Annotated in this window: 12 protein-coding genes; 6 read left to right on the top strand and 6 right to left on the bottom strand. The window is 62.9% G+C overall.

The window, feature by feature from the left end; genetic code table 11:
- Nucleotides 1-62: 62 nt before the first annotated feature.
- A complete protein-coding gene (locus ACODSJ_RS08645) occupies nucleotides 63-671 on the bottom strand; it encodes a LemA family protein (protein ID WP_489101321.1) in 609 nt (202 codons plus the stop codon).
- Nucleotides 672-916: 245 nt separating this feature from the next.
- Between ACODSJ_RS08645 and bglX the strand changes: the two genes are divergently transcribed.
- The gene (bglX, locus tag ACODSJ_RS08640; protein ID WP_489101320.1) at nucleotides 917-3,208 is read left to right on the top strand and encodes a beta-glucosidase BglX; all 2,292 of its coding nucleotides are present in this window, start codon (nucleotides 917-919) and stop codon (nucleotides 3,206-3,208) included.
- A 156-nt stretch (nucleotides 3,209-3,364) separates the two neighbouring features.
- On the opposite strand, the gene ACODSJ_RS08635 is transcribed toward bglX, so the two are convergent.
- The 4 genes from ACODSJ_RS08635 to ACODSJ_RS08620 form a co-directional block, all read right to left on the bottom strand.
- Nucleotides 3,365-4,522, bottom strand: a complete 1,158-nt coding sequence (locus ACODSJ_RS08635; protein WP_489101319.1) for a phospholipase D-like domain-containing protein — start codon at nucleotides 4,520-4,522, stop codon at nucleotides 3,365-3,367.
- Nucleotide 4,523: 1 nt separating this feature from the next.
- Nucleotides 4,524-5,114 (bottom strand): YceI family protein, encoded by a 591-nt coding sequence (locus ACODSJ_RS08630; RefSeq protein ID WP_489101318.1) that lies wholly within the window; start codon nucleotides 5,112-5,114, stop codon nucleotides 4,524-4,526.
- Nucleotides 5,115-5,325: 211 nt separating this feature from the next.
- Nucleotides 5,326-5,637, bottom strand: coding sequence for an amidase (locus tag ACODSJ_RS08625; RefSeq protein WP_489101317.1), 312 nt, complete (start codon nucleotides 5,635-5,637; stop codon nucleotides 5,326-5,328).
- The gene (locus ACODSJ_RS08620) at nucleotides 5,634-6,743 is read right to left on the bottom strand and encodes a serine hydrolase domain-containing protein (protein ID WP_489101316.1); all 1,110 of its coding nucleotides are present in this window, start codon (nucleotides 6,741-6,743) and stop codon (nucleotides 5,634-5,636) included. The genes ACODSJ_RS08625 and ACODSJ_RS08620 overlap by 4 nt, the downstream gene beginning before the upstream one ends.
- 227 nt (nucleotides 6,744-6,970) lie before the next feature.
- Here ACODSJ_RS08620 and olsB point away from each other — a divergent pair, with 227 nt between their 5' ends.
- Together olsB and ACODSJ_RS08610 are read left to right on the top strand one after the other, a co-directional pair.
- The gene (gene olsB, locus ACODSJ_RS08615) at nucleotides 6,971-7,726 is read left to right on the top strand and encodes an L-ornithine N(alpha)-acyltransferase (protein WP_489101315.1); all 756 of its coding nucleotides are present in this window, start codon (nucleotides 6,971-6,973) and stop codon (nucleotides 7,724-7,726) included.
- Complete coding sequence (locus ACODSJ_RS08610; RefSeq protein WP_489101314.1) at nucleotides 7,726-8,517, top strand: lysophospholipid acyltransferase family protein; 792 nt, start codon at nucleotides 7,726-7,728, stop codon at nucleotides 8,515-8,517. Before olsB ends, ACODSJ_RS08610 begins: the two co-directional genes overlap by 1 nt.
- 152 nt (nucleotides 8,518-8,669) lie before the next feature.
- Here the strand turns inward: ACODSJ_RS08610 and ACODSJ_RS08605 are convergent, their stop codons facing one another.
- Entirely contained in the window at nucleotides 8,670-9,260 is a 591-nt protein-coding gene (locus ACODSJ_RS08605) for an acyl carrier protein phosphodiesterase (protein ID WP_489101313.1), read from the bottom strand.
- A 164-nt stretch (nucleotides 9,261-9,424) separates the two neighbouring features.
- On the opposite strand from ACODSJ_RS08605, the gene ACODSJ_RS08600 reads away from it, so the two are divergent.
- From ACODSJ_RS08600 to ACODSJ_RS08590, 3 genes are read left to right on the top strand one after another with little or no spacing between them, the layout of a single operon-like run.
- Complete coding sequence (locus tag ACODSJ_RS08600) at nucleotides 9,425-9,727, top strand: ArsR/SmtB family transcription factor (RefSeq protein WP_283556134.1); 303 nt, start codon at nucleotides 9,425-9,427, stop codon at nucleotides 9,725-9,727.
- 17 nt (nucleotides 9,728-9,744) lie between these two features.
- Complete coding sequence (locus ACODSJ_RS08595; protein WP_489101312.1) at nucleotides 9,745-10,911, top strand: MFS transporter; 1,167 nt, start codon at nucleotides 9,745-9,747, stop codon at nucleotides 10,909-10,911.
- Between the two features lie 34 nt (nucleotides 10,912-10,945).
- Nucleotides 10,946-11,995: an alkene reductase gene (locus tag ACODSJ_RS08590; RefSeq protein WP_489101311.1), complete on the top strand. Its 1,050-nt coding sequence runs from the start codon at nucleotides 10,946-10,948 to the stop codon at nucleotides 11,993-11,995.
- The last annotated feature ends 111 nt before the right edge of the window (nucleotides 11,996-12,106 follow it).

Here is a 12,106-nt window from a genome sequence, read left to right as displayed (position 1 = left end):
AGCAGAAGCGTTCCGCGTTTCCCCAGCTTGAAGCTTGGCGCCCAGAGCGTGGAGCGGCTTCATCAGAACTTCACTTCAGGCGCTTTTTCGGCACCGGGACTGGTCGCCTCGAAGGTTTCGCGGATCGGCAGGTCGCTGTACATCACGCTGTGCCACAGGCGCCCCGGGAACGTGCGGATCTCTGTGTTGTACTTCTGCACTGCCAGGATGAAGTCGCGACGCGCCACGGCAATCCGGTTCTCGGTGCCTTCAAGCTGCGATTGCAACGCCAGGAAGTTCTGGTTGGCCTTGAGGTCCGGATAACGCTCGGACACCACCATCAAGCGGCTCAGCGCCCCGGTCAACTGGTCCTGGGCCCGTTGGAACTGCTTGAGTTTTTCCGGGTTGTCCAACGTGTTGGCATCCACCTGGATCGACGTGGCCTTGGCCCGGGCCTCAATCACCGCGGTGAGGGTTTCCTGCTCGTGCTGGGCGTATCCCTTGACGGTTTCCACCAGGTTGGGGATCAGGTCGGCGCGGCGCTGGTACTGGTTCTGCACCTGGCCCCAGGCGGCCTTGGCCTGCTCGTCCAGGGTCGGGATGTTGTTGATGCCGCATCCGGCCAGCAACGTGGTGAACAGCATCAGCGCCAGCATGGGCAGGCTGCGAAGGTGGTTCAGTCGTGGATTCATCGGGTGAAGCTCTCCCTTGCGTGACAGTAGAAAACACGACCACCTATCTCACCGGCGTCTGGGGCATAATCTGCCGCCGCACTGGATCGAATCGGGTCGATGGGCTAAAAGATGCGCGGTGGGAAACTAAGTTCAGCCCCCTGGGTTCGAAAGTGTGCTGTATCTGATCGAACAACAATAGCCGCTCCTCACATTTTGGCTGACCGGCGTGATCACCGCCCTTTAGGCTTGCGAGAAAACTATTCATGAAGAAGCTGTGTTTGCTGGGCCTGTTTGTCACCCTGGCCAGTCAATCCGTAGTAGCCGACAACCTGCCAGCCCCCATAGAGAACAAGGACGCCTTCATCAGCAACCTGATGAAGCAGATGACCCTCGAAGAAAAGATCGGCCAGTTGCGCCTGATCAGCATCGGCCCGGAAATGCCCCGGGAGATGATTCGCAAGGAAATCGCCGCCGGCAACATCGGCGGCACGTTCAACTCCATCACTCGCGCTGAAAACCGTCCGATGCAGGACGCGGCCATGCGCAGCCGGCTGAAGATCCCAATGTTCTTCGCCTACGACGTGATCCACGGCCACCGGACGATTTTCCCGATCCCCCTGGCCCTGGCGTCGAGCTGGGACATGGACGCCATCTACCACTCCGGCCGCATCGCCGCCCAGGAAGCCGCGGCCGACAGCCTGGACATCACCTTTGCGCCGATGGTCGACATTTCCCGCGACCCACGCTGGGGCCGGACATCCGAAGGTTTCGGCGAGGACACCTACCTGGTGTCGCGCATCGCCGGGGTGATGGTCAAGGCGTTCCAGGGCTCGGGGGCCAACGCCGCCGACAGCATCATGGCCAGCGTCAAGCACTTCGCCCTGTACGGCGCGGTGGAAGGCGGCCGGGACTACAACACCGTGGACATGAGCCCGGTGAAAATGTACCAGGACTACCTGCCCCCTTACCGCGCCGCCATCGACGCCGGTGCCGGCGGGGTGATGGTCGCGCTGAACTCCATCAACGGCGTGCCCGCCACGGCCAACACCTGGTTGATGCACGACCTGCTGCGCAAGGAATGGGGCTTCAAGGGCCTGGCGGTCAGTGACCACGGCGCCATCTTCGAACTGATCAAGCACGGCGTCGCCCGGGACGGTCGCGAAGCGGCGAAACTGGCGATCAAGGCCGGCATCGCCATGAGCATGAACGACTCGCTCTATGCCAAGGAATTGCCAGGGCTGCTCAAGGCCGGCGAGATCAAGCAGAGCGACATCGACAATGCCGTACGAGAAGTGCTCGTCGCCAAGTACGACATGGGCCTGTTCAAGGATCCGTACCTGCGCATCGGCAAGGCCGAGGAGGACCCGACCGACACCTACGCCGAAAGCCGCCTGCACCGCGCCGACGCCCGCGACGTAGCACGTCGCAGCATGGTCCTGCTGGAAAACCATAACCAGACCCTGCCGCTGAACAAGAGCGCGAAGATCGCCCTGGTCGGCCCGCTGGCCAAGGCCCCGATCGACATGATGGGCAGCTGGGCCGCCGCCGGTCGCCCGGCGCAGTCGGTCACGCTGTTCGACGGCATGAGCCGCGCCCTCGGCGGTGACGCCAAGTTCATCTATGCCCGTGGCGCCAACATCACCAGCGACAAGAAGGTGCTCGACTACCTGAACTTCCTCAACTTCGACGCTCCGGAAGTGGTGGATGACCCACGCCCGGCCCAAGTGCTGATCGACGAAGCGGTGAAGGCCGCCAAGGAGGCCGATGTGGTGGTCGCCGCCGTGGGTGAGTCCCGTGGCATGTCCCACGAATCGTCGAGCCGCACCGACCTGAACATTCCGGCCAGCCAGCGTGAGCTGATCAAGGCCCTGAAAGCCACCGGCAAGCCGTTGGTGCTGGTGCTGATGAATGGCCGTCCGCTGTCGTTGCTCGATGAAAAGCAGCAGGCCGATGCGATCCTGGAAACCTGGTTCACCGGCACCGAAGGCGGCAACGCCATCGCCGACGTGCTGTTTGGTGACTACAACCCGTCGGGCAAGCTACCGATCACTTTCCCACGCTCGGTGGGGCAGATTCCTACCTACTACAACCACCTGAGCATTGGCCGGCCCTTCACGCCGGGCAAACCGGGCAACTACACCTCGCAATACTTCGACGACACCACCGGCCCGCTCTACCCGTTCGGTTATGGCCTGAGCTATACCGAGTTCAGCCTGTCCGACATGGCCCTGTCCGCCACCACGCTGAACAAGACCGGTACGCTCGACGCCAGCGTGGCCGTGGAAAATACCGGCAAGCGTGACGGCGAAACCGTGGTGCAGTTGTACATCCAGGACGTGACCGGCTCGATCATCCGTCCACTCAAGGAGCTGAAGAACTTCCGCAAGGTGATGCTCAAGGCTGGCGAGAAGAAGGTCATTCACTTCACCATCAGCGAAGACGACCTGAAGTTCTACAACGCCCAGCTCAAGTACGCTGCCGAGCCAGGCAAGTTCAACGTGCAGATCGGCCTGGATTCCCAGGACGTGAAGCAGCAGAGTTTTGAATTGCTCTGACCCAACAACACTGCAAAACCCTGTGGGAGCGAGCCTGCTCCGGGCGGCGATCCGACGATGAGGACCTGTCAGTCACCGCATCTTTGACTGTCAGGCCGCCATCGTCGGATCGCCGCCCGGAGCAGGCTCGCTCCCACAATGGTTTTCGGTGAACGCTTACCCCCGCCGATCCAACAGATTCACCACCACCCGATCCACCAACCCCCACAACCGCTGCTTGAACCGCTTCCACAGCGGCCGGCGCCGCCAGGTGTCGAGGCTCACTTGCTGGCTCTGGGCGAAGTCCTGTTCGAAACTCGCCGCCACCGCGCGACTGAGCCTGGAGTCCAGGGCTTCGAGGTTGGCTTCCAGGTTGAAGCGCAGGTTCCAGTGGTCGAAATTGCAGGAACCGATGCTGACCCAATCGTCCACCAGCACCATTTTCAGGTGCAGGAAACACGGCTGGTACTCGAAGATTTTCACCCCGGCCTTGAGCAGCCTTGGGTAATAACGGTGCCCGGCGTAGCGCACGGACGGATGATCGGTGCGCGGGCCGGTGAGCAGCAGGCGCACGTCGATCCCCCGGGCAGCGGCCTTGCGCAGCGAGCGGCGCACGTTCCAGGTCGGCAGGAAATACGGCGTCGCCATCCAGATCCGTTTCTGACCGCTGTTCAACGCCCGGGACAACGACTGCAGGATGTCGCGGTGCTGACGGGCGTCCGCATACGCCACCCGGCCCATGCCTTCGCCCATCGGTGGCACCCGGGGCAAGCGCGGCAAGCCGAAGTTGGAGGCCGGCTTCCAGGCCCGGCGATGACGGTTGGCGAGCCACTGGCGATCGAACAACAACTGCCAGTCGAGCACCAGCGGGCCGACGATTTCCACCATCACCTCGTGCCACTCGCTGCGATCGTCAAGGGGGTTCCAGAACTCGTCGGTGACCCCGGTGCCGCCCACCACCGCCAGGCGTTGGTCCACCAGCAGCAACTTGCGGTGGTCGCGGTAGAGATTGCGCACCCAGCGGCGCCAGCTCAGGCGATTGTAGAAACGCAACTCCACCCCGGCCTCGACCAGGCGATTGCGCAGGCCCAAGGTAAACGCCAGGCTGCCGTAGTCATCGAACAGACACCGCACGCGAACCCCGCGCTCGGCAGCCTGGACGAGGGCCTGGACCATCGCCTCGGCACACACGCCCGCCTCCACCAGGTACAACTCCAGTTCAACCTGTTGTTCAGCGCGGGCGATCTCCACCAGCATGCGCGGAAAGAACTGCGGGCCGTCGACCAACAACTCGAAGCGATTGCCTTCACGCCAGGGAAATACCGGGCCGCTCATGTCAGCGCGCCGTGAAGATCAGCACCGCATTCACCGGCACCGACAGGCTGATGGCCGACAACCCGGCCAGGTTGCGCAGTTTCTCCAGGCCCGGCGCCAGGTCGAAATCCGCTGCGTTGAGCACCACCGGCTCCAGTGTCACGACCTGGAACCGGCGTTCGTCCAGGCGCGTCGCCAAGAGCTCGACGTTGTATTGATGCTGTTTGCCGTGCAAGTCCACGGTCACGGGCAGGCGCATTTCCAGTTGCGCGCCGTTGGCCAGGTCCTGGATAGGCAGCAGGTCGATCTGCGCGGTAATGCTGGCCTCGGCGAACTGCTTGATCTCAAACAGCTCGGCCCGCATGCGCTCGTCCCGCAGGGGGATGCCGCTGTTGATCGATTCCAGCTCCACCTCCAGCCGCGCCATGCCCTTGGGCTGGACCTGGCCGTGAAGGACCAGAAAGCGCTGGACCTCGGACACATTGCCGTTCTTGCTGCTGACAAACGACAGCCGCGACGACTCACCGTCCAGGTACCAATCGGCCTGGACAGGTAACGCGGCGCAGGCCATCAGCGCCGCTGCGCCAGCATGAAAAAAAGACCGCTTGAACATACACACTCGGAGGACAGATAAACCTGTGGCGAACCTTAACCGGGCCGAGGGTGATTGCAAACTGTCTGTTTAGCCAATCACCCAGCCATGCATGGAGCCCTGGGGTGAAGGAACGCTCATCTGTGGGAGCAAGGCTTGCCCGCGATGGCGTTCTCACAATCGTCATCGCGGGCAAGCCTTGCTCCCACAATAGGTCTTGTCCAAGGAAGGTTCAGGGCTCCAACTGGCAACCCTGCCGTTCTCCCATCCACCGCGCACTGTGGCTACGCCCCAACCCGGTGACCGTGATGCGCCTGGCTTCGACGCTCTCGAGAAAATCGCTGACCGGCACCGACTGCTTCACATAGCCACGGCAATACTCGGCAGGTTGCTGCATCACGTAGCGGCACGAGCAATATTCCTTGGCGGTGTAGGCGCTGATGATGTCGGGGAAAGCCCGCAGTTCAACGCGCTCTAGCCAGACCCAGCCCATCAAAGCGATGAGCAACCCCAGCAACAGCGCCAACAAAAGTCGGCGCGTCATGGCTGCACCGTCCCGGCGAACGCCGCCATGGCTCGCTTGAGCAGTTCGTTGTGGCGATAGCTGCCGTCACGGTCATCGCCGTAACGCACGATCACCAGTTTGGCACTGGGGATGATGTACAACGCCTGCCCCCAATGCCCCAGCGCGGCGAAGGTATCGGGCGGTGCATCGGGCCAGGGATGGATCGCCGGATCGGCGGCGCGGTTGAGCCACCAGTGCCCGCCGGGCACGGCTTCATCCTGACCGGCCTGAAAGTGGGCGAACGGCTCGCGGTTGAACGCCACCCAATCCTTGGGGATCAGTTGCCGCTCGCCCCAGCGGCCGTCCCGTTGCATCAACAGCCCGACACGCGCCAGGTCTCGCGCCGTGAGGTAGGCGTAGGAGGAAGCGACCAGCGTGCCGCTGGCGTCGGTTTCCCAGGTGGCGTGACGGATGCCCAAGGGTTCGAACAGGGCGGTCCAGGGATAATCGCGATAGCGTGCCGGGCCGACGATGTTCTTCAGGGCGGCCGCCAACAGGTTGCTGTCGCCGCTGGAATAACGGAACGCTTGTCCCGCCGGGCCGTAGCTGGGGTGCCGGGCAGTGAACGCCGCCATGTCGCGGCGCCCGCGGGTGTACAGCATCGCCACCACCGAGGAGTTGAGCGGCGCGTATTCGTAGTCTTCCTGCCAGTCCAGGCCGGACGCCCAGTGGAAAAGATCGGCCAGGGTCATGTCCGGGTGGCTGCTCAACGCCGGGTAGTACCGGGCGACCCGGTCCTGCAAGGCAAACCGCTGTTCACCGTAGGCCACGCCGAACACTGTCGCCAGCAAACTCTTGCTGATGGACCAGGTCAGGTGGGGAGTCTGGACGGTAGTCGGCCCCGCATAGCGTTCGTAGACCAGCCGACCGTCCTGGATCACCAGCAGCGCGTCGGTGCGGATGCCTTGGCGGGTGGTGTCGTCGCGGGGCGCAAAAGCGTACTGCTCCAAGGCATCGATGGCCGGCCCGTGCGGGGTCGCAGGGCTTGGCCAGCGCTCGCCGGGCCAGTCTTCGGCTCGGGCGCCCGGGTTGGGCAACACCAGGGTGAGCAACAACAGAGGGATCAGCAAACCGCCTTTGAACATGCTTGAAGCTCGCGCAATTGAACCTGCCGAGCGTAATCCGCCTGGATGACAGTTTGGCTGTTCAGCGGGTGCGCCTTGCGCACAGGGCTCTGCGGGAGGCCTGTCATATAAGCATCACCAAAGCTTCATGGCGATGACACCGGGGCTACATAGCCTGACTTTGCACAACATGGCTGCATAAAAAGTCGATTGGCTGCAACCCAAGACAGCCCGCACGGAGATTCGCTATGACTCAGATCGCCCGCATCAGCGACACCGGCAATGAACGCCGCCTGCAAGCCGAACGCCTGGTTGGCGCCCAAGCCTTGCAAGAAGCCCAGGCCCTGCGTTTCAACGTCTTCAGCGGCGAGTTCAACGCCAAGCTCAAGGGCGCTGAAATGGGTCTGGACATGGATGACTATGATGTCCACTGCGCCCACATCGGCGTACGCGACCTGAACACCGGCCGTCTCGTGGCGACCACCCGCCTGCTCGACCACCAGGCCGCCAGCAGCCTGGGCCGGTTCTACAGCGAAGAAGAATTCAGCCTCCTCGGCCTGGTGCACCTTCAAGGCCCGATCCTGGAAATCGGCCGCACCTGCGTCGACCCGGCGTATCGCAACGGCGGCACCATCGCGGTGTTGTGGGGCGAGTTGGCCGAAGTCCTCAACGAGGGCGGCTATAGCTACCTGATGGGCTGCGCGAGCATTTCGATGCAGGACGGCGGCATCCAGGCCCAAGCGATCATGCAACGCCTGCGCGAACGCTACCTGTGCACCGAACACTTGCAAGCCGTGCCGAAAAAACCGCTGCCGACCCTGGACGTGCCGTCCAACGTCATCGCCGAAATGCCACCGTTGCTCAAGGCCTACATGCGCCTGGGCGCGAAGATCTGCGGCGAACCGTGCTGGGACGAGGATTTCCAGGTGGCCGACGTGTTCATCCTGCTCAAGCGCGATGAACTCTGCCCGCGCTACGCCCGGCACTTCAAGGCAGCCGTGTGATGGGCCGGCTACGGGTGTACGCGCGTATCGCGCGAGTGCTGCTGGTGGTGGCGCTGGGCCTGGGCATGGCCTGTGTGTTCGGTCTGTTCGAACGGCTGGGAATTGCCCATTCGATGGTGCGCCGTCAACGCTGGTCGCGGTTTTTCATGGCACGGCTGAGCCATGCCCTGCCCTTTTGCGTGACCGTCCATGGTCAACTGCCGCAACGACCGATGCTGTGGGTCAGCAATCATGTGTCCTGGACCGACATCCCGCTGCTGGGCATGCTCGCGCCGTTGTCGTTCCTGTCCAAGGCCGAAGTGCGCACCTGGCCGGTGGCCGGATGGTTGGCGGCCAAGGCCGGCAGCCTGTTCATCCGGCGCGGTTCGGGTGACAGCCAGTTGATCCGCAAGCAGATGAGCCGCCATCTGGAACAGGCTCATCCGCTGTTGATGTTCCCCGAAGGCACCACCACCGATGGCCGTTCGTTGCGCACCTTCCATGGCCGCTTGCTGTCGGCGGCCATCGACGCCGACGTGGCGTTGCAACCGGTGGCGATCCGTTACCTGCGCAACGGCGAGCCGGATTCACTGGCGCCGTTCATTGGCGAGGATGACTTGCTCTCGCACCTGATGCGCCTGTTTACCCACGACCGGGGCGAGGTGCACATCCACCTGCTGCAACCCATCGCCTGCCACGGCCAGGAACGCGCGGCCCTGGCGTTCCTGGCGCAGCAGGCTGTGCATAAGGCGTTGTTTGGTGAGATCCCCGAGAAGTCGCCAATCCCGATGCGCCCCGCCATCGCCGCTTGACCGGGTTAGCGTGAATATCCCTTGTGGAGGCTTGCTCGCGAAGGCGGCTTAACATTCAACAAGGATGTTGCCTGACCCGCCGCTTTCGCGAGCAAGCCCGCTCCCACAGGCTTTATGTTGCCCACAAATCCGCAGTCAGACGCAGCCCGCTCCTACAACGGGTTGTGTGGTGTTGTCTGGCTTATCGCAAAATCCTGAAGCTGCGGATAGAACAACCTGAAATCCTCGCTCAACGGTTCATAGAGCTCGATCAATTCCGGCATCGCCCCCGCCAGTTCCTCTGGCCGCGACAAACGCCGGGAAATGCCGCGCAATACTTGCGCGAGCACCTCGAACTCCCGGTATGACCCCAACCAGTCATCCGCCGCCATGTAAGGCGCGATCCGTGCCAGTCGCCCCGGCAGCTGCGGTTCGGTGCTGAGCACCTGGTACACCCGGGAGGTGAAATCCACCAGCGGTCCTTCGCCGTACTGCGCCCAGTCCCGGGCCAGGCAGTGGTCGAAAAACACGTCGAGCACGATGCCGGCGTAGCGCCTGCGAACCGTGGAAAAACGCGACAGGGCGATGTCCACCAACGGGTGGCGATCGGTGTACAGGTCGATGCGTCGATGCAGGGCAATCGCCGCTTCGATCTGCGGATCGTAGAACCCTTGCAGCGGTCCCTTGACGAAGTCGCCATAGAGGCTGCCGAGCAGTTGTTCCCGGCCAGGGCCGCCGAGGTGCAGGTGCGCGAGATAGTTCATGGACCGCAGCTTAGCACTGCCGCGCCCATATCGTTATAACCCGATATAGCGATTTGTTTAGCCCTCAGAACAAATCCATATTGGTATATCGCGAAATAACGATTTAAGGTTCGCTCCATCGCGATATAGCGTTTCATCCACCCAGCCCATTACGAACTGCCACCATGCCCCTCGACCTCGACGAAATAATAAAAGCCCTGGCACACCCGGTACGGCGAGACATCCTCAACTGGCTCAAAGACCCCAAGGTCCAATTCCCCGAACAGTTGCACAACCATGAATTCGGCATTTGCGCCGGGCAGATCGACCAGCGTTGCGGTCTGTCGCAGTCCACGGTTTCCGCCCACCTGGCGGTGTTGCAACGGGCGGGGCTGATCAGCAGCCAGAAGGTCGGTCAATGGCACTTCTTCAAACGCAACGAAGAAGTGATCCAGCAGTTCCTCAAGCAAATGAGCCAAGAGCTCTGATCCGACAAGGACCTGACATGCCTCTTTCACTTCTCATCCTGGCCCTGAGCGCCTTCGCCATCGGCACCACCGAGTTCGTCATCATGGGCCTGTTGCCCGACGTGGCGGCCGACCTGGGTGTCTCGATCCCCGGTGCCGGTTGGCTGGTGACCGGCTACGCCCTGGGCGTGGCCATCGGTGCGCCGTTCATGGCGCTGGCCACCGCACGACTGCCGCGCAAGGCCGCGTTGGTGGTGCTGATGGGGATCTTCATCATCGGCAACCTGCTCTGCGCGATCGCCAGCGACTACAACGTGCTGATGTTCGCCCGGGTCGTCACCGCCCTGTGCCACGGCGCCTTCTTCGGCATCGGTTCGGTGGTGGCGGCCGGCCTGGTGGCGCCCAACAAGCGCGCCTCGGCCGTGGCCCTGATGTTCACCGGCCTGACCCTGGCCAACGTGCTCGGCGTGCCGTTGGGCACCGCACTGGGCCAGGAAGCCGGCTGGCGCTCGACCTTCTGGGCAGTGACGGTGATTGGCGTGGTGGCGCTGATCGGCCTGGTTCGCTTCCTGCCAGCCAGGCACGATGAAGAAAAACTCGACATGCGCTCGGAACTCGTGGCGCTCAAAGACGCCGGCCTGTGGCTGTCCCTGAGCATGACCGCGCTGTTCTCCGCCTCGGTTTTCGCCCTGTTCACCTACGTCGCCCCACTGCTGGGTGAAATCACTGGGGTGTCGCCCCGTGGCGTGACGTGGAGCCTGGTGTTGATCGGCCTCGGCCTGACCCTGGGCAACATCATCGGCGGCAAGCTGGCAGACAAGAGCCTGGCGAACACGCTGATCGGCGTCTTCATCACCATGGCCGTGGTGTCCACCGCCCTGAGCTGGACCAGCGTGGCGCTGATCCCCAGCGAACTCACCTTGTTCCTCTGGGCCACCGCTTGCTTCGCCGCCGTGCCGGCCTTGCAAGTCAACGTGGTGACCTTCGGCAAGGACGCCCCCAACCTGGTGTCCACCCTGAACATCGGCGCTTTCAACATCGGCAACGCCCTGGGCGCCTGGGTCGGCGGCAGCGTCATCGACCAAGGCCTGGGCCTGACTTCCGTGCCCCTGGCCGCCGGCGCGCTGGCCGTGCTGGCGCTGCTGGTCACGCTGATCACTTTCCGTCAGGGCGGCGATGCCGACCTGGCACCGGCAACACGTTGACTTTCAAACCCTTCCATTTTCGAGGTTGCAGTTCATGACGACTATTTTCGACCCCATCAAACTCGGCGACATCGAGCTGAAGAACCGCATCATCATGGCCCCGCTCACCCGTTGCCGCGCCGACGCCGGCCGCGTGCCAAACGCCTTGATGGCCGAGTACTACGTGCAGCGGGCCTCCGCCGGCCTGATCCTCAGCGAGGCGACCTCCGTCTCGCCGATGGGCGTGGGCTACCCCGACACCCCTGGCATCTGGTCGAACGACCAGGTACGCGGCTGGGCCAACGTGACCAAGGCGATCCACGGCGCTGGCGGCAAGATCTTCCTGCAACTGTGGCACGTGGGCCGGATCTCCCATCCTTCGTACCTGAACGGCGAAACCCCGGTGGCGCCCAGCGCTATCCAGCCCAAGGGCCACGTAAGCCTGGTGCGTCCGCTGGCCGACTACCCGACCCCGCGGGCACTGGAAACCGCTGAAATCGCCGACATCGTCGAGGCCTATCGCGTTGGCGCCGAAAACGCCAAGGCCGCCGGTTTCGACGGCGTGGAAATCCACGGCGCCAACGGCTACCTGCTCGACCAGTTCCTGCAAAGCAGCACCAACCAGCGCACCGACAGTTACGGCGGCTCCCTGGAAAACCGCGCTCGCCTGTTGCTGGAAGTGACCGACGCCGCCATTGAAGTCTGGGGCGCCGGCCGGGTTGGCGTGCACTTGGCGCCACGTGCCGACTCCCATGACATGGGCGATGAGAACCGCCTGGAGACCTTCAGCTACGTGGCCCGTGAATTGGGCAAGCGCGGCATCGCATTCATCTGCGCGCGCGAAAGAGAAGGTAACGACAGCATCGGTTCGCAACTCAAGCAAGCGTTCGGCGGCCCATACATCGCCAATGAACGCTTCACCAAGGACAGCGCCAATGCCTGGCTGGCCGAGGGCAAGGCCGATGCCGTCGCCTTCGGCGTTCCGTTCATTGCCAACCCGGACCTGCCGGCACGCTTGAAAGCCGATGCACCGTTGAACGAGGCGCGTCCGGAAACGTTCTATGGCAAGGGACCGGTGGGCTATATCGATTACCCCGTGCTCTAAATAATCAGCGAAACATAAAAAAGCCCTGTCTCGAAAGAGCCAGGGCTTTTTTATGGTTTAAATATCCAGTCAAGCATTCAAGCTTTCTAAAATGCATTCGGCGCCTCATAT

This window comes from Pseudomonas sp. FG6 (genome assembly GCF_057809015.1).
Note: the sequence above shows the minus strand (reverse complement) of the source record. Positions and strands in the feature narration are given on the sequence as shown.

Excerpts from the sequence above, each read along its gene's own strand:
- ACODSJ_RS08645 (WP_489101321.1), bottom strand. The coding sequence starts at position 671 with ATGAATCCACGACTGAACCACCTTCGCAGCCTGCCCATGCTGGCGCTG.
- bglX (WP_489101320.1), top strand. The coding sequence starts at position 917 with ATGAAGAAGCTGTGTTTGCTGGGCCTGTTTGTCACCCTGGCCAGTCAA.
- ACODSJ_RS08635 (WP_489101319.1), bottom strand. The coding sequence starts at position 4,522 with ATGAGCGGCCCGGTATTTCCCTGGCGTGAAGGCAATCGCTTCGAGTTG.
- ACODSJ_RS08630 (WP_489101318.1), bottom strand. The coding sequence starts at position 5,114 with ATGTTCAAGCGGTCTTTTTTTCATGCTGGCGCAGCGGCGCTGATGGCC.
- ACODSJ_RS08625 (WP_489101317.1), bottom strand. The coding sequence starts at position 5,637 with ATGACGCGCCGACTTTTGTTGGCGCTGTTGCTGGGGTTGCTCATCGCT.
- ACODSJ_RS08620 (WP_489101316.1), bottom strand. The coding sequence starts at position 6,743 with ATGTTCAAAGGCGGTTTGCTGATCCCTCTGTTGTTGCTCACCCTGGTG.
- olsB (WP_489101315.1), top strand. The coding sequence starts at position 6,971 with ATGACTCAGATCGCCCGCATCAGCGACACCGGCAATGAACGCCGCCTG.
- ACODSJ_RS08610 (WP_489101314.1), top strand. The coding sequence starts at position 7,726 with ATGGGCCGGCTACGGGTGTACGCGCGTATCGCGCGAGTGCTGCTGGTG.
- ACODSJ_RS08605 (WP_489101313.1), bottom strand. The coding sequence starts at position 9,260 with ATGAACTATCTCGCGCACCTGCACCTCGGCGGCCCTGGCCGGGAACAA.
- ACODSJ_RS08600 (WP_283556134.1), top strand. The coding sequence starts at position 9,425 with ATGCCCCTCGACCTCGACGAAATAATAAAAGCCCTGGCACACCCGGTA.
- ACODSJ_RS08595 (WP_489101312.1), top strand. The coding sequence starts at position 9,745 with ATGCCTCTTTCACTTCTCATCCTGGCCCTGAGCGCCTTCGCCATCGGC.
- ACODSJ_RS08590 (WP_489101311.1), top strand. The coding sequence starts at position 10,946 with ATGACGACTATTTTCGACCCCATCAAACTCGGCGACATCGAGCTGAAG.